This is a genomic window from Azospirillum thermophilum (genome assembly GCF_003130795.1).
GTDB classification, from domain to species: Bacteria; Pseudomonadota; Alphaproteobacteria; order Azospirillales; family Azospirillaceae; genus Azospirillum; species Azospirillum thermophilum.
Window position 1 is genome coordinate 567,879 of sequence record NZ_CP029352.1, and the last position, 19,299, is coordinate 587,177.

The following is a 19,299-nucleotide window of genomic DNA, read 5'->3' on the forward strand; positions in this document are numbered from 1 at the left end:
CGCCCGACGTCACCATCCGGGGGCGAGCAGGCGGACGGCGACCTGTTTGGTGTACGGGCTGACGGCGAAATACTCGAAGCGCGCCCCGGTCTCCGCGGCGAACTCGTGGAAGGCGCGGAACTCGTCCTCGCGCCAGCTCCGGTTTCCGATGAACTCGTCGAAGACCAGGATGGAGCCGGGGACGAGGCGGCCGGCGAGCGCCGTCAGCACGGTGCGCGCCGAGGAGTAGAGGTCGCTGTCGATGTTGACGAAGCGCACCGGCTCCGGGTGGGCGGCCATGAAGCCGGGCAGCGTGTCCTCGAACCAGCCGACATGCAGCCGGGCGTTCGGCCGTACCGGCGGAAGCTGCTTCCCGGTGGTCAGCGCCCCGCGGGCGGTGTTCACCCAGCCCTCCGGCAGTCCTTCGAACGAATCGAAGCCGTGCACCGTCTGGCCGGCCGCCCCCGCGATGTGGTCCAGCGAGGTGCCGCGCCGCACGCCGAACTCCAGCACCAGACCGGGGACCGTCGCCTGCGCCAGCGCGTGGCGCAGCAGGCTGGCGCTGCTGCCGAACAGCCGGAAGCCGGGGGCGAGCTGCGGCCGCAGCGCCGCCGCCCCGTCCGGCAGGGGGCGCCGCTTCGGGTTGGGGCCGACATGGGCGCCGTCGACCGCGCGGGCCTCCTCTTCGCGGCCGAGCAGCAGCAGGTAGGCGCAGACGAATCCCCAGTATTTGCCGGCCGCCCCGCCGCAGCGGGTCGCCCGGTCCAGCCGCCGCAAGGCCTCGTCCGGCCCCTCCTCCTCCAGCGCCAGGGCATGGGTGCCGAACCAGGCGGCGGCATGCTCCGGATCATGGGCCAGCAGGGCGCGGAACGCGGCGAGGGCCTGCGCGCGGTTGCCGAGCCCGGCATGGCTCATCGCCAGTTCGTACAGAAGGTCCGGGAGGGAGGCCGGCCCCCGCTCCCCTCCCGCCAGCGCCCCTCCCGTCAGCGCCTCTCCCGCCAGGGCCGCCGCCTCGCCATAGCGGGCGTCGCGGCGCCAGGCGCCGGCCAGCGCCGCGCGCAGTCCGGGATAGTCGGGATCGACCGCAGCCGCCCGCTCCAGCCAGCGCGACGCGGTGAAGGGATGGTTGGCCGCCTGGTGCGCGAGGCCGGCCTGGACCAGCGCCTCCGGCCCGGCCGGCTGCTGCGCCAGCGCGAGCCGCAGGTGGCGCAGGGCCCGGCCGGGATCGCGCCGGCCGAGATGGGCGGCGGCGGCCGTGACATGGCCGCCGACGTCGAGGTGCGGCACCCCGGCGAGCAGCCGCAGGGCCGCCTTGAACCGCCGCGACTCGACCAGCGCGCGCGCCAGGGCGGAATCGCCGCCGGCGGTCCTCTCCTCCGAGTCGGCCACCGTCAGGGCAGGCGCCGGAAGGTCCAGACGGACGCGGGCGGCAGGTTGCGGGCGATCCAGCTATGGCGGCGCGGCCGCAGCCGCAGGCGGCGGATCAGCTCCGGATTGATCGGCGCGAAGGGGCCGTAGGTGAACTGGACGAAGACCCCGTCGGGCTTGAGCACGGAGAAGACGCCGCGCACCACCCGCGCCTGCACCGGAAGCGGCATGGCGATCAGCGGCAGGCCGGAGACGACGGCGTCGCAGCCGTCCCATCCCTGGTCGCGCAGGATGCGGGCGATCCGCGTCGCATCGCCGTTGACCACCGTGGTTTCGGGATGAAGCGTCGACAGATGGTCGACGAAGGCGTTGTCCAGCTCGATCAGCAGCAGGTTTTCCGGGGCGACCCCCTGGTCCAGCAGGGCCGCCGTCACCGGGCCGGTTCCGGGGCCGAGTTCCACCACCCGGCGCTGCGGGGCGCAGCCCGCCGCCCTGGCCATGGCGCGGCACAGTTCCGGGCCGCTTGGCGTTACCGAGGCCACTTTCAACGGAGAGCGAATCCAGCGTTCGACGAAAAGCCTGCGCTCAGCGAGTGTCATCGACTGAATACCTCCGACGATCCGGCTGCCCCCGTCGAGCGCCCGATCGGGATCGGCGCTCTCATCCGGCTCAACCCTGTTCTACTGGGATGCGTTGCGTCGCGCCAGCCCGTTGGAGCCCGCCATCGCGCCGGAAGGCAAATTCGCGTGTCGGAACTATCGTTTGAGATATTAACTGTTGACGTAACAATTTATCGGTATGGTATGCGGAAGATTGCATTCGTAACCCGCCCATAATCAACCGGAACCAACCGGCGGCGGGCCTCGGGGGGAGAAACGACGGTATGAAAGGTCTGCTTCTGCGGCACAAGATTCCCGGTATGGTGGCGGCGTCCGCCGTGCTGACCGCGCTGCTGCTCGGCAGCTTCGCCTATCTGACGGCCTCGGACCGGCTGCGCGACGCGGCCCAGGACAAGCTGGTGGCGCTCGCCAACGCGCGGGAGGCGAGCGTGCGCTCCTACATCGAGGGGCTGGAGGGCGACGTGGTCCTCACCGCCAACACGCGCTCGCTGCGCGACGCGGTGGTGGCGCTGAACAACGGCTGGCGGATCGAGGCCGACCGCGGCGATCCCACCACGCTGCTGCGCAAGCGCTACGTGGAGGGCAATCCCCATCCGCCGGCCGAGCGCCACAAGCTGGAGAAGTCGGACGGCAACACCATGTACGACATGGCCCACCTGCGGGTGCATGGCGGGATGCAGGACCTGATGCTGCGCCGCGGCCTGGCCGACGTGCTGGTGATGGCGCCGACCGGCACGCTGCTCTACACCGCCGCCAAGGGCGACGATTTCGGCATCCAGGCGGTGGACGGCCCGCTCGCAGCCCTGCTGGAGGACATCAAGCGCGATCCCCGGCCGGGACAGGCGCGCATGCTGGACTTCACCGCCTACAAGGCGGCGGCGGGCGCCCCCTCGGCCTTCATCGCCAGCCCGGTGACGCTGCAGCAGCCGGACGGCGGCGTGCAACTGCTGGCGGTCCTGGTCTTCCGGCTGCGTGCCGACGGGCTGGACCGCATCCTGCGGACCACCGACGGCATGGGCGATACGGGGGACACCTATCTTCTCGGCATGGACGGCCGGCTGCGCAGCACGCCGCGCTTCGCCACCGGTTCCGCCGTGCTGAAGGGCTACGAGGGCGGTGCGGCGACCGCCGTCGCCACCGCCCCCGGCCGCACCGGCGTGGTCGAGGCGCGCAACGAACGCGGCACGGCGCAGGCGCTGGTCGCCTTCCGCCCGGTGTCGCACGGCACGCTGCAATGGCTGGTCCTGGCCGAGGCGTCGGTGGACGAGGTGCTGGCCCCGGTCGCCGCCATGCGCAACCGGATGATCGGGGCGGGCGCCCTGCTGCTGGCGGTGATCTGTCTCGGCGGGGTGCTCTTCGCCCGCGGCATCGTCCGGCCGCTGACCGACATGAGCGTCGCCATGCAGCGGCTGGCCGACGGCGAGCGGACGCTGGACATCCCGGCGCGCGAGCGCAGCGACGAGATCGGCCGCATGGCCGCCGCCATGCAGGTGTTCAAGGAGGCGCTGATCCGTGCCGACGCCCTGCATGCCGAGCAGCAGCGCGTCCAGTCCCTGCGCGAGGAGCGCTCGCGCCACCTCGACCGGCTGATGGAGGGCTTCGACGAGCGGGTCGGCGGCATCGTGCGGGCGGTGGCGCAGGCGGCCGGCGGCCTGGAATCGACCGCCCGCGGCATGAGCGACGGCGCCGACAGGACCCTGCACGAGGCGACCAGCGTCGCCATCGCCGCCGACCAGACCGCCGCCAACGTCGGCACGGTGGCGACCGCCGCCAACCAGCTCCGCGCCTCGATCGGCGACATCGGGCGCCATATCGGCGAATCGCGGAAGATCACCGACGCCGCCATCACCGCCGCCGCCCAGGCCGGCGACACGATGCGGGTGGTGGTCGACACGGCCGGCCGGATCGGCGCGGTCGTCCAGCTCATCCACGACATCGCGGCGCAGACCAACCTGCTGGCGCTGAACGCCACCATCGAGGCGGCGCGGGCCGGCGAGGCCGGCAAGGGCTTCGCCGTGGTGGCGAGCGAGGTGAAGAGCCTCGCCAACCAGACGGGCAAGGCGACCGAGGAGATCTCCAGCCAGATCGCCACCATGCAGTCGGTCACCGACGGCGCGGCCTCCGCCATCGGGCAGATCATCACGGTGATCGAGGACATGGGCCGGATCTCCGGCGTCGTCTCCCAGGCGATCGAGGAGCAGGGGCAGGCGACCAGCGAGATCGCCAGCAACGCGCAGCAGGCCGCGCAGGCCACCCATTCGGTCACCAGCATCATCGACGGCGTCGCCCGCGCGGCCGATTCGACCAAGACCGTGGCAAATGAAGTTCTCGTCTCGTCGCAGGATCTGACGAGGCAGGCCGGGCATCTGCGCAGCGAGATCGAACAGTTCCTGTCGGAGATCAAGGCGGCATGACTATACGAAGGTCGGTGAAGTCATAGGACCAATCGCCGGCAACCATTGGGGTATTTCCCGCCGTGACGCGGATGCGGCATCTTGCCCGTGATTCTCAGGGTCGCCTCAAGGATGCCGCAGTCCCGCATGATCGATGCGCCCCCGCCATCGACGACCAGCCATGTCGTCTTCTCCATCGCCGGCGACCGGCTGGCGCTGCCGGTCGGGGCGGTGCGGCGGTTCCTGCCGCTGCCGCGGCTCGACCGGCTGCCGACCGCGCCGGCGCCGGTGGAGGGCATCTTCGTCTATCACGGCACGGTGGTGCCGGTGCTGAGGCTCGCGGCGATCCTCGGCCTGCCGGTGCGCGACGTCGGTCTCTATGCCCCGCTTCTCCTGGTCGAGCGGGCCGAGGGCCGGGCCGAGGGGCGGGCGGAGGGGATGCTGGCGCTGCTCGCCGGGCGGGTGCACGGGGTGGTGCCGGTCGCGCCGGAGGATCTGCTGCCGGCCGACCCGGCCCTGTCCTTCAACGGCTGCGCGGTCGGAGCCTTCCGCGACGCGCTCGGCACCGTCGCCGTGCTGTCGCCCGGCCGGCTGCTGACCGAGACGGAGACGAGCCTGCTCGACGCCTTCCGTGCGGCGGAGGAACGGCGCCTGTCGGGCTGGAGCGCGACGACGCCGTGACCCTCATCGACAGCATCCGGCATGACCCCGCCTTTCCGCGGGTCAAGGCGATGGTCATCGGCGCCACCGGCCTCGCCTATTACGCCGACAAGGACGCCGCCTTCGCCGAACGGATCGCGCGGCGGCTGCCGCAGTTCCAGCAGGCCAGCCTTCCGCATGGGGGGCCGAAGCCGACGCTCGGCGACTATCTCGGGCGGCTGGAGGAGGAGGGGCCGGCCGGCAGCGAGTTCCAGGCCCTGATCAACGAGCTGACGGTCGGCGAGACCTTCTTCTTCCGCTACATCGAACAGTTCGAGGCGCTGTGCGCCGTCGCCATCCCGAATGCCTGCGCCGGAACCAGTCGTCGCGGCTACTGCGGATCTGGAGTGCCGGCTGCTCCATCGGGCCGGAGGCCTATACGCTGGAGATCCTGCTGCGCCGGACCTTCGCCGAGCAGCTCGCCGGCTGGCAGGTCCACATCCTGGGCACCGACATCAACGGCGCCTTCATCGAGCAGGCGCGCCGCGCCACCTACGGCGACTGGGCGCTGCGCGGGCTGTCGCCAGACATCCAGGAGGCCGCCTTCGACCACCGGGGCAAGCAGTGGACGGTGAAGCCGGAGTTCCGCCAGTGGACCAGCTTCATGGTCTTCAATCTGGTGGACGGCGCCATCCCCTCCTACCCGCGGGGGATCGGGCATTTCGACATCATCCTGTGCCGCAACGTCATGATCTATTTCGACGAGGCGACGAGGCGCCGGCTGCTGGGCGACCTGCACGCGGCGCTGAACGACGGCGGCTGGCTGGTGGTGGGCCATGCCGAGGCGGGGCCGCAACTGAACGAGCTGTTCTCCCCGGTGCCCGTGCCGGGGGCCACGCTGTACCGCAGGCAGCTCCGGCCGGCGCCGCCGCAACCGGCCGTGCCGCCGCCGCCGAGGCCGCCGCGGTTCGTGAGGCCGGCGGCGCCCGCTCCCGCCGCGGCCTCCACCGCCGCTCCCGCGCCGGCTCCACCGCCGGCGAAGCCCGCGGCGCGCAAGGCCCCCCGGCGCGACGACGAGGGGGGGCGCGGCTCCGCCCTCGAAGCGGCGCTGGCGGAGGTGGAGCGCAGCCGGATGGATCCGGCGGCGCATTACCGGCTGGGGCTGCTGGAGGAGGATCTGGGGGTCGGCGATCCGGTGGCGGCCTTCAAGCGGGCGCTCTACCTCGACCCCGGCTTCGTGCTGGCCGACTATCACCTGGCGCTCGCCTACTGGCGGCGCGGCAAGCTCGCGGCGGCGCAGCGCCATTTCCGCAACGCCCGCGACGCCATGGCCGGCCGGTCCGACGACGATCCGGTGGCCGAGGGCGGCGGCCTGACGGTGCGCGAACTGCACGGCATGGTCGAGCTGTGGCTGTCGGGCGAGGAGGCGTCATGAGCGGCGGCCACGAACGCCGTCCGGTGGACTGGGGGGCGGTGCGCGCCCGGCTCGCCCGGCAGAACGCGGCGCTGGAGGACATCTTCTCCGGCCGCGGGCGCTGGGCCGACGCCGTGCTCGACCGGCGGGCGGCGGAACTGGCCGTGCCGCCGCAGATGACGCGCATCTCGCGCACCGCGGTGCTGATCGCCCGCGGGGCGGAGATGCGCTATGCGCTGGCGCTGCGCCACCTCGCCCACATCGTGCCGCTGCCCCGGCTCGCCCGCGTTCCCGGCGCGCCGCCGGCCGTGCTGGGGGTGATCGCCACCGGCGGGCGGGTGATGCGGCTGTTCGACCTCGACCGGCTGTGCGGCGGCGGGGCGGCCGACGGGACGGCGGCCGGCGACGGCTACGCCGTCGTGCTGCGCACCGGCGACCGGCGGCCGGCGGCGCTGCGGCTGGCGACGGTGGAACGGGTGGAGGAACTCGACCTGTCCACCTTCGCCGAAGCTCCACCGGAGCCGGACCAGAGGGCGGAGCAGAGCTATGTCCGCGGGCTGACCGCGGAGCGGGTGGCGATCCTCGACATGGCGGCGATCCTCGACGCCGTCACGGCGGCCTGACGGGCCTTAGGACTGGAGACCGAGAGAATGAACCTGAGAGTCGCGCACAAGCTGGTCCTGGGCTTCGGGGTGGTGTGCGTCCTGTCGGCGCTGCTGGCCCTGTTCCAGATGGCGCGCTTTTCCGATGCGCTGACCGTCATCATGGCGGTGTCGAAGTACGACACCGACGCCGCCGACATGGTGACCCGCGTGGTCGGCTATCAGGCGGACCTGCGCAGCACGCGCGAGACCGCGGTGAACACGGCCTCGCTGGCCGCCGCCGAGGGGCGCACCGTCGACATCGCCCAGTACCGCCAGCATTACGAGGAGACCGGCGTGCGCATGCGCGACACGCTGGGGCGGCTGCGCGCCATGATCGCGGAGCGTCAGGCGATGGCCGTCACCGACAGCCGGCGGCGCGGCTGGACCGAGCTGGATGCCGCGGTCGCCGAGATGACGCGTGCCATCGCCAATGTCGGCGAGGAGGCGCGGATGATCTACACGATGCTGGAGCGTGGGCAGATCGCCGAGGCGCTGCAGCACCGCGCCCGCGCCGACGACCTGCGCAAGGTGATGGAGGACCGCGTCGAGCAGGCCCAGAAGGCGATCGAGCGGCTGACCGCCGCCGGCCGCGAGGACATCCGCTCGATCTACGACACGGCGATCCAGTCCTCGATCGTGGCGCTGGTCATGGTGTTCCTGGTCGCGGTGTTCGTGATCTGGCTGATCGGCAGCTCCATCACCCGCCGGCTGGGTCGGGCGATCGACTTCGTCACCCGGGTCGGCCACGGCGACCTTACCCAGACCGTCGCCATCTCCGGCAGGGACGAGCTGGCGATCCTCGGCGAGCATCTGAACGAGATGGCCGGCCGGCTGAAGTCGATGGCGCGCACCACCCGCGAGACGGCGGAGAGCGTGCATGCGGCGACCGCCCAGATCCGCGCCTCCACCCAGCAGCAGTCGGCCAGCGTCGCCGAGCAGCTTGCCGCGGTCGAGCAGACCACCGCCACCCTGTCGGAGATCACCGAGTCCGGCGCCCAGATCAACCGCCGCGCCCAGGACGTCGCGCACAGCGCCCAGCTCGTCGTGGCCGACAGCCAGTCGGGGCTGCGGGCGGTGGACGACACCATCCAGGCGATGGACGCGATCCGCGAGCAGGCCGAGGCGGTGGCCGAGAACATCGTGATCCTGTCCGAGCGCACCCAGGCGATCGGCGAGATCATCGTGACGGTCAACGACATCGCCGAGCGGTCGCACCTGCTGGCGCTGAACGCCGCCATCGAGGCGGCGGCCGCCGGCGAGCACGGCCGGACCTTCGCCATCGTGGCCGGCGAGATCAAGAGCCTGGCCGACCAGGCGAAGGAGGCGACGGCGCAGGTGCGTTCCAACCTCAGCGAGATCCAGCACGGCATCAACGCCTCGGTCATGCTGACGGAAGAGGCGGTCAAGCGCGTCGCCGCCGGCAAGCGCCAGACCGACGCCACCCAGTCCACCATCCGCAACATGGCGGAGAACATCCAGGAGAGCGTGCAGGCCTTCCAGCAGATCGTCGCCGGCACCAACCAGCAGCAGATCGGGCTGGAGCAGGTCATCCAGGCGCTGCAGAACATCCGCGAGGCGAGCAGCCAGACCGCCGCCGGCACCCGCCAGCTCGAAGGGGCGGCGACCAACCTGAACAACCTCGGCCAGGGGCTGGTCGAGGCGGTGCGGAACTACCAGGTCTGACGGCCGGGACGCTCCGATGGACATCCGCCAGCGCCTCCTCGCCGCGTTCGAGTTCGAGCACAAGGATCACCTCTCGGCGATCCGGACGGCCCTGCGCGCGGCGGAGGAGACCGGCGCCCCGCCGGACATCGTCGACATCCACCGCCGCGCCCACAGCCTGAAGGGGGCGGCGCGCGCCGTCGACCTGCCGGAGGTCGAGGCGATCGCCCACCGCATGGAGGCCGCCTTCATCGCCGTCCAGCGCGGGGCGGCGGTGCTCGATCCCGACACGGTGGCGGCGGTGCGGCGGGCGCTCGACGCCATCGAGGACGTGGTCGCCTGGTCCACCCGCGGCGGCGGAGCCGGCGGCACGGGGGCCGGCCCGGACGAGGGCGGCGCGGTTGAGCTGTCCGGCGTCCTGGCCGACCTCGACCGCATCGCGGCGGTCCGGACGCAGTCCCCGGCGGGCGAGGGCGCTCCGGCGCCGCAGCCCCCGCGGCGGCGGCTGCCGGGCCGCCGCCCCGGGAGCCGCGCCGGCCGGCGCCGGCCGCGGGCGCCGCCCCGTCGCTCGTCCGCATCGCCGCGCAGGGGCTGGAGCAGCTGTCGGTCACCGCCGGCGCACTGCTGCCGGAGGTGGAGGCGCAGGCGGCGCTGGGCGAGGAGATGCGGGCGCTGCGCCAGGAATGGCGGGCGCTGGAGCGGGCATGGCGCCACATGCGGCCGCGGGTCCAGGGGGCGGGGGAGGGTGCCGACGCCATGCGTTCGGCCACCGCGGCGTTCGAACGGCGGCTGCGCGCGCTCGGGACGGCGCTCGACCATACCCACCGCGGGCACGACCGGCTGGTCTGGTCGATGCGGCGCTGGGGCGGCGGCCTGCAGGAGGACGTGCGGCGGCTGCGCATGCTGCCGGCGGAAAGCCAGTTCGGCGGGCTCGGCCGGATGATCCGCGACATCAGCCGCAGCCAGGGCAAGGAGGTGGAGGTCGACGTCCGCGGGCTGGAGGTGGAGGCCGACCGCAGCGTCCTGCAGCGGCTGAAGGACCCCGTGCTGCACATCGCGCGCAACGCGATCAGCCACGGCATCGAGCCGCCGGAGGAGCGGGTCCTGCGCGGCAAGCGGCCGGCCGCGCGCATCGCCGTCACCGCCGCGGTGGAGGGCGGGCGACTGCGCCTGACCATCGAGGACGACGGCCGCGGCATCGACGGCGCCGCCATCGCCCGCCATGCGGCGGAGGAGGGGCTGCTGACGCCAGAGGCGGCGGCGGAGGCGACGCCGGAGCAGCTCGTCGAGCTGCTGTTCCAGCCGGGCTTCTCCACCGCCGAGCGGACGACCGAGCTGGCCGGCCGCGGCATGGGGCTGGCCATCGCGCGGGCGGAGGTCGAGCGGCTGCAGGGCACCCTGGCCATCGCCGGGCGCGAGGACGGCCCCGGCGCGGTCGTCACCATCGAGGTGCCGCTCAGCCTGCTGAGCCAGCGCCTGATCTTCGTCGGCATCGAGGACGAGGTGATGGCGGTCCCCTCGGCCGACGTGGCGCGGCTGCACCGGGTCGCGGCGGAGGAGCTGTTCTCCGGCCTCGGCACCCCGACCGTCCGGCTGGAGGAGGAGGACGTGCCCGTCACCTCGCTGGCGGCGCTGCTCGGCATGGAGGCGGCGGCCCCGGCCGTCCTGCCCGGCCGGCGCCTGCCGCTGCTGGTGGCGAAGCTGGCGGGCGGGCGGCGGCTGGCGCTGGCGGTCGACCGCTTCATCGCGACGCGCGAGGCGGTGGTGACCGCCGCCGACGAGATCGGGCTGGACCCGGCGCGCTATCTCGGCACCGTGCTGCTGGACGACGGGTCGCCCGCCCTGGTGCTGAACGTTCCCCGCCTGGTGCCGGCGCCGGGCGACGGGCTGCCCGCCACCGTCCGGCGGAGCCCGGAGGCCCCGCGGCCGGTCCCGCACATCCTGGTGGTGGACGACAGCATCACCACCCGTACGCTGGAAAAAAGCATCCTCGAAGCCCATGGTTATCGGGTGAGCTTGTGCGTCGACGGGCGGGAGGCCCTGGAGCGCCTGACGGAAGCGCAGAGCGGCGAGGGCCCCGGGGTGGATCTCATCATCAGCGACGTCGAGATGCCCCGCATGGACGGCTTCGCCCTGCTGCAGGCGGTCAAGGCCGACCCGCGGCTGTCGGAAATCCCGGTCATCCTGGTCACCTCGCGCGCCAGCGACGAGGACCGCGAGCGCGGCCTGCGGCTGGGGGCCGACGCCTACATCGTCAAGACGCGCTTCGACCAGAACGAGCTTCTGGCCGGCATCCGGCGGCTGCTATGACGCTGCAGCGCAGGATCCGCGTCCTGGTGGTGGAGGATTCGCCGGTCATCCAGGCGCTGCTGGCGCACGTCATCGGCGAGGATCCGCGGCTGGAGGTGGCCGGCGTCGCCTCGTCCGGCGAGCAGGCCCTGCGCATGGCCGAGCGGCTGGGACCCGACGTGATCTCGCTCGACATCCGGCTGCCGGGCATCGACGGGTTCGAGGTGACGAACCGCATCATGCGCCAGCAGCCCACCCCGATCGTGGTGGTGGCCTCCGACGTCCGCGACCTCGACATTCCCATGCGGGCGCTGCAGGCGGGCGCGCTGGCGGTGGTGGAGAAGCCGGGCAGCGTGGCGCGGGCCGACTACCAGACGCTGGCCCGCCATCTCTGCACGCAGCTCGTCATCATGAGCCAGGTGAAGGTGATCCGGCGCCGCATCTCGCCGCGTACCGGGCGGGCCGGCACGGACGGGACCGCGCCGGGGAGCGACGGCTTCGCGCCGTCCGCGCCGCAGCCGGGCGGGCGGCGCTACCGCGCGCTCGGCATCGTCGCGTCCACCGGCGGTCCGGCGGCGCTGGTGAAGGTGCTGAAGGATCTGCCGAGGGATTTCGCGGTGCCGGTCTTCATCGTGCAGCATATCGGCGCGCCCTTCGTGGAGGGCTTCGCCTCCTGGCTCGGCTCCGTCTGCCCGCTGCCGGTGAGCCTCGCCGAGCAGGGCGGCAGCCCGCGGGCCGGCCATGTCTATGTCGCCCCCGGCGACCGGCACCTGCGGGTCGAGGGCGGCGCGATGCGTCTGGTGGAGGGCGAGATGGTCTGCGGCCAGCGGCCGTCGGGGGAGGTGCTGTTCCAGTCGCTCGGCACCTCCTACGGTCCGGCCGGGATCGGCGTGCTGCTGACCGGCATGGGCGAGGACGGGGCGCGCGGCCTCCTGGCGATGCGCCAGGCCGGCGCCTACACCATTGCGGAGCATTCCTCGACTGCGGTGATCCACAGCATGCCGGGGACTGCGGTACGATTGGGGGGAGCGGTGGAGGAACTGCCGGTGGACCGGGTGGCGCCCCGGCTTCTGCAACTGATCCGTGGCGAAGGGGTTGCCTGATGAACGGCGCGCGCGTCCTCGTGGTCGTGGCTTCACAGACCCAGGGCCTGCTCCTGAAGCTGTTGCTGGAGGAGCAGGGCATCGAGACTGCCTGCGTCGACGGCCTGGACGCCGCGCTCGCCGAGCTGGCGCAGAACGCGCCGGAGCTGGTGATCGCCGAGGGCGACACGATCGGCGCCGAGGGGCTGGACAGGCTGTCGGCCCGCGTCGCCGTCCCCGTCCTGGTGCTGGGGCGCGGCGAAGGGCGCTTCGATCCCGCCGATCCGCAGACGGTGGTGCGCGAGGCGCTGTCCCGCCTGCAGCGGCGCACAGCGCCGCCGACGCCGGAGGAGATCTTCCGCCGGGCCCGCATCCTGATCGTCGACGACAGCGCGACCTACCGCGAGTTCCTGCGCGCCGAGCTGGAGGACGAGGGCTGCAGCGTCACCGCCGCCCGCAATGCCGACGAGGCGGTGGCGGCCCTGTCCGAAGGGGGGCTGGACTGCGTCATCCTCGACCTCGTCATGCCGGGGACCAGCGGGACGCAGCTTTGCGAGCGGTTCGACCGCTTCCGGCGGCGGCGCGGCCTGTTCTTCCAGATCGTCATCCTGACCAGCCAGGACGACGAGGAGCAGCTCAAGCTCAGCCTCTCCGCCGGGGCGGACGATTTCGTCGGAAAGGGGCAGTCCATGGAGACGCTCAAGATCCGTCTGATGGCGTTGCTGCGGCGCAAATATTTCGTCGAGGATCATTTATTGAGGATGCCGCAAGCACAACTTTCCTCATAGGCGAGGTAGCGCGAATGTGCGGTTTCGCCTGAAAGTGCGAGTGACTATTATCGGCACCGCTTTCTGCGGTTCTTTCCCGGATCGTCGTCTGACATGGGACCGCAGCCGTCCGACCTCGCCGTGCCGCCGTTTTCGGGAACCACGACTGCAACCCCGACTGCAAGAGACTGTGACGTGAAACGCCGCCATTCGGAGAGTCCCGCGCCCGGACAGGGTGACCTGCGGTCGCAGCAAGACCGGCCGGCCGGTCCCGGCGGGATGTCTTCCGACGGTCTGGAGAACGCGCGACGGTTGTGTCTGGCGAGCAGCCTACCGGCCCTGCTGGTGGTCGGTCCGCCCGACGCGGCGACGGCCCTGTGCAACGACTCCCTGGCGGCGCTGCTCGACCGGCCGGAAGCGGTGCGGCGCAGCCGCGAGGAGGCCGAGGCCCCGCTGGTGCTGGGGGAGGCCTGGCCGGCCGTCGCGACGGCGCTGGTTCCTCTCTATGCCGGGCTGGCCGGCGGGACCGCCGACAGCGTCCTTCTGTCGTTGCCGCGGCCGGCGGACGGCGGCACGCTGGGGCTGCGTGCGGTTCCCCTGACGGAGCAGGGGCGGGTGGTCGGCGTGCTGGCCCAGGCGAGCATGGACGAGGCGATGGCGAACCTCGCCGCGACCATGCGGGCGGAGGTCGAGCGGACCACCGCCGCCCGCTCGCGCTTCCTCGCCTCGGCCAGCCACGACCTGCGCCAGCCCTTCCAGGCGATGCGGCTGTTCCTCGACGCGCTCGGCGCGCAGGTGGCCGGCAACGCGCGGGCGATGCGCACCACCGAGATGCTGGGCAACGCCATGACGGCGGGGGAGCAGCTCCTGAACGCGCTCCTCGACATTTCCACGCTGGACGCCGGTACGGTGACGCCGGATTTCCAGACCGTGTCGCTCGACGGCCTCGTGGAGTCGCTGGTCGAGGAGTTCCGCCCGCAGGCGGAGGAGAAGGGGCTGCGGCTGCGGGTGCATCTGGCCGGCGCGGTGACGCGCAGCGACCCGGTTCTGCTGGGGCGCATCCTGCGCAACCTGCTGTCCAACGCCATCCGCTATACCCGGCAGGGCGGCATCCTGATCGGCATGCGCCGGCGCGGCCCGCGCTGGCGGATCGAGGTGTGGGATACCGGCTACGGCATCCCCAAGGACAAGCTGGACGTCATCTTCGACGAGTTCCACCAGCTCACCAACCCCAGCCGCGATCCGACGCGGGGCCTCGGGCTCGGTCTCGCCATCGTCCGGCGCCTGTCGGCGCTGCTGAACGCGCCGGTCGAGGTGCAGTCGCGCTCCGGCCGCGGGTCGGTCTTCGCGGTGACGGTCGACGGGGCGGAGACGGACGCGGCGGCGGAGCCTGCCGGACCGGCCGCGGCGGACGGGGAGGGCCCCGCCGGGGTGCCGCTGGACGGCATGACGGTGCTGGTGGTCGACGACGACAGCATGGTGCTGACCGGGCTGCGGCTGACGCTGGAGTCCTGGGGGTGCGCCATCGTGTCGGCGGCGGACATGCGCGAGGTGTTCGCGGCGGTCGACGGGCTGACCGAGCCGCCGGACGTGATCCTGACCGATCTCCGCCTGCCGGGGAACGTCTCCGGCTTCGACGTGATCGACCGGGTGCGCCGGCTGTTCGCCACGGCCATCCCGGCGGTCGTGCTGACCGGCGAGACGGCGTCGGACGCGCTGCTGGAAGGGCAGCGCCGCGGCTGCAGCTTCCTGCACAAGCCGCTCCATCCCGGCGAGCTGCGCCGCGAGATGGAGGGCATCCGGGCCGCCCGGGGCAGGACCGGCGAGACGCGGCCCGGCTGACCGGCGGCCGGGTAGGGCTTCAGAGCGCCCCCCGCCTGCGGACGGGCCCGGAAGTCCTGCGAAACCTGCTCAGCCCCTCACCGCCCAGCGGTCGCGGCCGGCGCGCTTGGCCTCGTAGAGCGCGTCGTCGGCGGCCTGGATGCAGTCGTCGGCGCTGCGGCCGGGATGGTAGACGGTGATGCCGAGGCTGAGGGTCAGGCGGATGTCCCGGCCGTTGTGGACCGTCGGATGCGCCGCCGTGGCGACGCGCAGCTTCTCGGCCACCGCCCGCGCCTGATCGAGGTCGGCCGCCGACAGCAGGATCAGGAACTCCTCGCCGCCCCAGCGGGCGCACAGGTCGCTCGCCCGCAGGTTGGCGCGCAGCAGGGCGGCCGTCTCCACCAGCGCCAGATCGCCCACCGCATGGCCCCAGGCGTCGTTGATCGCCTTGAAATGGTCGATGTCCAGCATGATGAGGGCGAAGCCGCTGCCATAGCGCCGGGCGCGCGCCAGCTCGGCCTCCAGACGCTCGATCATGTGGCGGCGGTTGGGCAGGCCGGTCAGCGGATCGGTCTGCGAGGCGGCCTGCAGCGTCTGCGCCATCTGACGGGTGTCGGTCTGCATCCGGTCGCTGATCTTGGCGATCTTGGCCACCTGCCGCAGCAGCTTGCCATGCTCGGCCGCCAGGGCGCGGAACTCCTCCATCAGCGGATGGGCGGCGAACTCCTCCACCGCCGACAGCCGCTCGACCCAGTCCCGAAGCTTCTGCTCCTGCAGGATCATGCCTGTGGTCCCCCGTCGCCTCATGGGCGGGCGCGCCCGTCCGACGCGCCGTCGCACCGGTTGGAAGCGGGCAGGCGGACGGCGAAGGTGGAGCCCCGGTCGGGCACGCTGTCCAGCTCGATCGATCCGCCGTGCGCTTCCACGATGCGGCGGGCGAGATAGAGGCCGAGCCCGGCGCCGGTCGTGCCGGCGGCGTTGGAGGCCCGGTAGAACTTGTCGAACACCCGCTCCGCGTCGGCGGCGTTGATGCCGATGCCCTCGTCGCTGACGCGGACCACCGCGTATTCCCCCTCCCGCGACAGGGCGAGCCGGATGACCCCGCCGTTCGGCGCGTATTTGACGGCGTTCTCCACGAGGTTCGAAAAGACGACGGACAGCAGCTCGCGGTCGCCGGTGACGGGGAGCGGGTGGTCGCAGCCCGTCGCCTCGATCCGGTGGATGGGGCCGCCGGCCAGCGCGTCGGCCACCAGCCCGGTCAGCAGGGCCGGCAGGTCGAAGACGGTGGCCTCCCCGCTCCGGCCGAGCCGGTCGTCGGCAAGGCAGCGGTCGATCAGGTGCAGCATGCGGCCGACCGCGTTGCGGATCTTGCGCAGGCGCGGCACCACCGGGGCCGGCAGCTGCGGCTCCATCTCCATCATCTGCGAGGCGCTGTCGATGATGGCCAGCGGCGTGCGGAACTCGTGGCTGATCATCAGCACGAACTGCCGCTGCTGCTGCGCCATCGCCTTCGTCTCGCCCTGCAGCCGGTCGCTGATCTTGGCGATCTTGGTCAACTGGCGCAGCAGCTTGACGTGCCGGTCGGCGAGGCTGCGGAACTCCGCCAGCAGCGGGTTGTCCGCATGGGCCGGATCCTCGGCCAGACGCTGCACCCACCGGTGGATGTCCTGCTCCGACGACCGCATGGAGCCGTTCTCCCGTGTGATGCGCGCCGCGGTCAGCGGGCGAGGATCTCGAAGGGCAGCGAGACGTCCTCCCTGAACTCCTCGGCCATGTCGAGGGCACGGTCGTTCTCGCTGTCGTAGTGCCACTCGACGCAGGCCGGCCGGCCGGCGCCATGGGCGGCGTCCAGCATGTCCAGCACGTCGATCATGCACTTGATGCTGCTGGTGTTGAGGTAGCTGAGCCCGACGCTCAGCACGATCCGGCCGGCCGGCTGCCGCAGGAACTCCTCCAGCCAGGCGAAGACCGGCGCATAGAACTCGAAGGAGTTCTCGGGGTAGGATTCCCCTTCGATGCGCAGGATGCCCGTGGCCGGGTCGAAGTCGATGAGCGGCGAGCAGGAGGTCGCCGCGATCCGCAAACTGTCCATGTCGTCGCGCGCCCTTAAATCCGCACTTCGAGGCTGAAGAAGTAATAGCGGTCGTCGATGGGACGGACCGAATATTCCAGCGGCTGGCTGGCCTTGCGCGCCATGTCGATCAGGCCGAGGCCGGCGCCGGTGCCGCCAGGGTCCCGCGGCTTGCGCGACTGCTCCTTGTAGGCCGCCTTCAGCCCGGCCTTGTCGAGGCCGCGCAGCCGGTCGAGCAATGCCGTCAGCGCCGGCACGTCCTCCGCCTCCACGAGGTTGCCGGAGCTGACGGCATAGCGGTCGCCGTCCTTGCCGATCACCACGATGCCGCTGCTGCTGGGGACCGGCCGGCCCATCGCCTCGCGCGAGAGGGCGTAGTTGCGGACGTTCTGCGCCTGCTCGACATAGACGGAGAAGACGTCCATCACCGCGGACTTCTCGATCCGTTCATGTTCGAGGTGGTTGCGGACCGCCTTGCCCAGCTCCTCGATCACGCTGTGGCTGAAGGGGCCGCTGAAGCAGATCAGCAGCTTCTGCTGGGACAACAGGCCCTGCAGGTCGAACAGGTCGGTGCCTTTCATCGGGTCGCTTCAAGGTCAGGGGTCGAAGGGGAGGGCCGGTGGCCCCGCAGGGTCGGCGTGAAGCCGATCACGGTGATGTCGTCGCGCTGCGGCCGGTCGCCCTGCCAGTCGGCGAGGGCGGCCAGCAGGTGGGCGCGCCGCTCCGCCGGCGGCAGGGCGCCGGCCTCGCGCAGCAGCGCGTGGAAGCGCTGGTTGCCGAAGCCGAAGCCGCGCGGGCCGCCGGCCTGGTCGAGGAAGCCGTCCGTCGTCAGGTAGAAGCTGCGGCCCGGCAGCAGCGGCACCCGGTGGGTGGCGAAGCGGTGGTCGGTGCGCGAGCGGCGGTAGCCCAGGCTCTGCGCGTCGCCCTTGACCTCCCGCACGGCGCCGCCGGCATCCACCACCAGCAGGCCGATGCGCCCGCCGGCGAACAGCAGTTCTCCCGCTGCCGGACGGACGAGGCACAGCCCGATGTCGAGCCCGTTGTCGAAGCGCGGATTGTCCCGGCCGCGCGACAGCGTCGCCCGCACCATGCGGTTCAGCCGGCCCAGCACCGCCGCCGGATCCTCCACCGGAGCCTCGGCCAGCACATGGTCGAGCACCGCGCTGACCATCATGGTCATGAAGGCGCCCGGCACGCCGTGGCCGGAACAGTCGACGACGCCGATCAGGAACCCGTCGCCGAGGTCGTGGAAGACGTAGAAGTCGCCGCCGACCACGTCGCGCGGGCGCCAGACGGTGAACAGCCCGTCGAACCGGCGCGCCATCACCCGCTCGTCGGGCAGGATCGCGGACTGCAGCAAGCTGGCGTACTGGATGCTGTCCATCACCTGGCGGTTGACGATGCCCAGCCGCTCGTTGGACTGGCGCAGCGCCTCCGTCCGTTCGGCGACGCGCTGTTCCAGCGTCTCGGTATAGTCGTGGACCGTCTCCGCCATATGGTTGAAGGCGCGCGTCAGCAGGCCGATCTCGTCGGTGCGCGTCTCGGCGAGGCGGACGCGGTAGTCGCCGGTGGCGATCACCCCGGCCGACTGGGTCAGCCGGGCCAGCGGCGCCAGCACCAGCCGGTTCAGCAGAAGGCTGATCATGCCGATGACGCCGGCCAGCGAGAAGAAGACGAGCCCGGCCATCGGCGCCAGCGCGGCCAGCGTCGCCGTACGCGCCTCCTCCAGCGAATAGTCGAGATGGAGCAGCCCGACCATCTGCTGCTCGCCCGAAGCGCCGGTCAGGATCACCGGCCGCTCCACCGTGGTGACCGCCGCGCGGCCGGCCGGCCGTTCGAGGGCGGCGAGGGGAGAGCCCTGGCGGCCGGCGCTCGCCCAGACCTTGACGGCGCGCACCGCCGGATCCTGGCTCATCAGGCCGCGGAACATCGCCTCCACCGCGCGGTCGTCGAACTCCCAGACGGCCTGGGCCAGCGCGCTGCCCTGCAGGGAGGCGACCAGTTCGGCCTTGCGCATCACCGACTCGCGCTGCTGCTGCTCGACCAGGACGGCGGAGACCGCCATCGACACGGCGCCGACCAGCAGCGTGCAGCCGACGATCATCGCGATGACCCGCGTCAGCAGCGATGCCGGCCGGCCGGACATCCCCTGTCCGCGGATGGGCCCATGGGAGTCCTGCTCATGCCCCTGCTGGCCCTGCGACCCCGCCCCCGGGTTCTCCTGGGGAGGCGGGCCGTAGGACCGAACGTCGTCCCAGCCGGTCACCGTCATCCATAGGCTCCTGATCCAGGTCACGGCACCCGGTGTCCAGTGGGCCCGAGGGGTGACGCTGCGCCGGCCCGGTTGCGGCTTCTGCCGCATTGTGCCGACGATTGTCTGTCTCCCAAGCAATATCACCTTGCCTTGACGGGTCGTTGCGCAATGGCACGTCCGGGAAGGCGAGAAATATGACGTGAGATCAGCAACGATATAGAGGCGCAATTATTTGGAGTTGTCCAGGCATTTTCGTATAACGTGCATATGATATTGGTAAGGTCGGGGATATATTA

The 19,299-nt window shown here is 72.0% G+C and carries 16 protein-coding genes and 1 pseudogene; 10 read left to right on the forward strand and 7 right to left on the reverse strand.

Annotated elements, in window-relative coordinates:
- Nucleotides 1-9: 9 nt before the first annotated feature.
- Together DEW08_RS02545 and DEW08_RS02550 are read right to left on the reverse strand one after the other, a co-directional pair.
- Entirely contained in the window at nucleotides 10-1,368 is a 1,359-nt protein-coding gene (locus DEW08_RS02545) for a TylF/MycF/NovP-related O-methyltransferase (protein ID WP_245986086.1), read from the reverse strand.
- 2 nt (nucleotides 1,369-1,370) lie between these two features.
- Nucleotides 1,371-1,847: a class I SAM-dependent methyltransferase gene (locus DEW08_RS02550; protein ID WP_245986087.1), complete on the reverse strand. Its 477-nt coding sequence runs from the start codon at nucleotides 1,845-1,847 to the stop codon at nucleotides 1,371-1,373.
- 383 nt (nucleotides 1,848-2,230) lie between these two features.
- Here DEW08_RS02550 and DEW08_RS02555 point away from each other — a divergent pair, with 383 nt between their 5' ends.
- From DEW08_RS02555 to DEW08_RS02600, 10 genes and pseudogenes are all read left to right on the forward strand, one after another.
- Complete coding sequence (locus tag DEW08_RS02555) at nucleotides 2,231-4,381, forward strand: methyl-accepting chemotaxis protein (protein ID WP_109324221.1); 2,151 nt, start codon at nucleotides 2,231-2,233, stop codon at nucleotides 4,379-4,381.
- 126 nt (nucleotides 4,382-4,507) lie between these two features.
- Nucleotides 4,508-5,041, forward strand: a complete 534-nt coding sequence (locus DEW08_RS02560) for a chemotaxis protein CheW (protein WP_245986088.1) — start codon at nucleotides 4,508-4,510, stop codon at nucleotides 5,039-5,041.
- Nucleotides 5,042-5,342: 301 nt separating this feature from the next.
- On the forward strand, nucleotides 5,343-6,434 hold the full coding sequence (locus tag DEW08_RS02565; RefSeq protein ID WP_245986090.1) for a CheR family methyltransferase: 1,092 nt from the start codon (nucleotides 5,343-5,345) through the stop codon (nucleotides 6,432-6,434).
- Nucleotides 6,431-7,036, forward strand: a complete 606-nt coding sequence (locus DEW08_RS02570) for a chemotaxis protein CheW (RefSeq protein WP_109324230.1) — start codon at nucleotides 6,431-6,433, stop codon at nucleotides 7,034-7,036. Before DEW08_RS02565 ends, DEW08_RS02570 begins: the two co-directional genes overlap by 4 nt.
- A 27-nt stretch (nucleotides 7,037-7,063) precedes the next feature.
- A complete protein-coding gene (locus tag DEW08_RS02575; protein ID WP_109324231.1) occupies nucleotides 7,064-8,740 on the forward strand; it encodes a methyl-accepting chemotaxis protein in 1,677 nt (558 codons plus the stop codon).
- Between the two features lie 16 nt (nucleotides 8,741-8,756).
- Nucleotides 8,757-8,987: pseudogene (locus DEW08_RS31905) on the forward strand (Hpt domain-containing protein); the annotation flags it as partial.
- Between the two features lie 365 nt (nucleotides 8,988-9,352).
- Nucleotides 9,353-11,029 carry a hybrid sensor histidine kinase/response regulator gene (locus DEW08_RS31630; RefSeq protein WP_245986093.1) on the forward strand — a complete coding sequence of 559 codons (1,677 nt, stop codon included), beginning with the start codon at nucleotides 9,353-9,355 and terminating at the stop codon, nucleotides 11,027-11,029.
- Complete coding sequence (gene cheB / locus DEW08_RS02590) at nucleotides 11,026-12,111, forward strand: chemotaxis-specific protein-glutamate methyltransferase CheB (RefSeq protein WP_109324240.1); 1,086 nt, start codon at nucleotides 11,026-11,028, stop codon at nucleotides 12,109-12,111. The genes DEW08_RS31630 and cheB overlap by 4 nt, the downstream gene beginning before the upstream one ends.
- The gene (locus DEW08_RS02595) at nucleotides 12,111-12,878 is read left to right on the forward strand and encodes a response regulator transcription factor (protein WP_109324241.1); all 768 of its coding nucleotides are present in this window, start codon (nucleotides 12,111-12,113) and stop codon (nucleotides 12,876-12,878) included. The genes cheB and DEW08_RS02595 overlap by 1 nt, the downstream gene beginning before the upstream one ends.
- A gap of 258 nt (nucleotides 12,879-13,136) precedes the next feature.
- On the forward strand, nucleotides 13,137-14,699 hold the full coding sequence (locus DEW08_RS02600; protein WP_245986098.1) for an ATP-binding response regulator: 1,563 nt from the start codon (nucleotides 13,137-13,139) through the stop codon (nucleotides 14,697-14,699).
- 69 nt (nucleotides 14,700-14,768) lie between these two features.
- Here DEW08_RS02600 and DEW08_RS02605 read toward each other — a convergent pair whose 3' ends face one another.
- The 5 genes from DEW08_RS02605 to DEW08_RS02625 are packed head-to-tail and all read right to left on the reverse strand — an operon-like array spanning nucleotide 14,769 to nucleotide 19,021.
- A complete protein-coding gene (locus tag DEW08_RS02605) occupies nucleotides 14,769-15,461 on the reverse strand; it encodes a diguanylate cyclase domain-containing protein (RefSeq protein ID WP_245986100.1) in 693 nt (230 codons plus the stop codon).
- Between the two features lie 20 nt (nucleotides 15,462-15,481).
- Nucleotides 15,482-16,363, reverse strand: coding sequence for a sensor histidine kinase (locus tag DEW08_RS02610; RefSeq protein ID WP_109324246.1), 882 nt, complete (start codon nucleotides 16,361-16,363; stop codon nucleotides 15,482-15,484).
- Nucleotides 16,364-16,395: 32 nt separating this feature from the next.
- Nucleotides 16,396-16,770, reverse strand: a complete 375-nt coding sequence (gene siaC, locus DEW08_RS02615) for a biofilm regulation phosphoprotein SiaC (protein ID WP_109324247.1) — start codon at nucleotides 16,768-16,770, stop codon at nucleotides 16,396-16,398.
- Between the two features lie 14 nt (nucleotides 16,771-16,784).
- Nucleotides 16,785-17,330, reverse strand: coding sequence for a SiaB family protein kinase (locus DEW08_RS02620; protein WP_109324248.1), 546 nt, complete (start codon nucleotides 17,328-17,330; stop codon nucleotides 16,785-16,787).
- Entirely contained in the window at nucleotides 17,327-19,021 is a 1,695-nt protein-coding gene (locus DEW08_RS02625) for a SpoIIE family protein phosphatase (protein ID WP_109324249.1), read from the reverse strand. Before DEW08_RS02625 ends, DEW08_RS02620 begins: the two co-directional genes overlap by 4 nt.
- Nucleotides 19,022-19,299: the final 278 nt, after the last annotated feature.

What these genes read in the sequence shown, in the direction of transcription:
- DEW08_RS02550 (WP_245986087.1), bottom strand. Translation starts at nt 1,847, where the DNA reads ATGGCCAGGGCGGCGGGCTGCGCCCCGCAGCGCCGGGTGGTGGAACTC.
- DEW08_RS02555 (WP_109324221.1), top strand. Translation starts at nt 2,231, where the DNA reads ATGAAAGGTCTGCTTCTGCGGCACAAGATTCCCGGTATGGTGGCGGCG.
- DEW08_RS02560 (WP_245986088.1), top strand. Translation starts at nt 4,508, where the DNA reads ATGATCGATGCGCCCCCGCCATCGACGACCAGCCATGTCGTCTTCTCC.
- DEW08_RS02570 (WP_109324230.1), top strand. Translation starts at nt 6,431, where the DNA reads ATGAGCGGCGGCCACGAACGCCGTCCGGTGGACTGGGGGGCGGTGCGC.
- DEW08_RS02575 (WP_109324231.1), top strand. Translation starts at nt 7,064, where the DNA reads ATGAACCTGAGAGTCGCGCACAAGCTGGTCCTGGGCTTCGGGGTGGTG.
- cheB (WP_109324240.1), top strand. Translation starts at nt 11,026, where the DNA reads ATGACGCTGCAGCGCAGGATCCGCGTCCTGGTGGTGGAGGATTCGCCG.
- DEW08_RS02595 (WP_109324241.1), top strand. Translation starts at nt 12,111, where the DNA reads ATGAACGGCGCGCGCGTCCTCGTGGTCGTGGCTTCACAGACCCAGGGC.
- DEW08_RS02600 (WP_245986098.1), top strand. Translation starts at nt 13,137, where the DNA reads ATGTCTTCCGACGGTCTGGAGAACGCGCGACGGTTGTGTCTGGCGAGC.
- DEW08_RS02605 (WP_245986100.1), bottom strand. Translation starts at nt 15,461, where the DNA reads ATGATCCTGCAGGAGCAGAAGCTTCGGGACTGGGTCGAGCGGCTGTCG.
- DEW08_RS02610 (WP_109324246.1), bottom strand. Translation starts at nt 16,363, where the DNA reads ATGCGGTCGTCGGAGCAGGACATCCACCGGTGGGTGCAGCGTCTGGCC.
- siaC (WP_109324247.1), bottom strand. Translation starts at nt 16,770, where the DNA reads ATGGACAGTTTGCGGATCGCGGCGACCTCCTGCTCGCCGCTCATCGAC.
- DEW08_RS02620 (WP_109324248.1), bottom strand. Translation starts at nt 17,330, where the DNA reads ATGAAAGGCACCGACCTGTTCGACCTGCAGGGCCTGTTGTCCCAGCAG.
- DEW08_RS02625 (WP_109324249.1), bottom strand. Translation starts at nt 19,021, where the DNA reads ATGACGGTGACCGGCTGGGACGACGTTCGGTCCTACGGCCCGCCTCCC.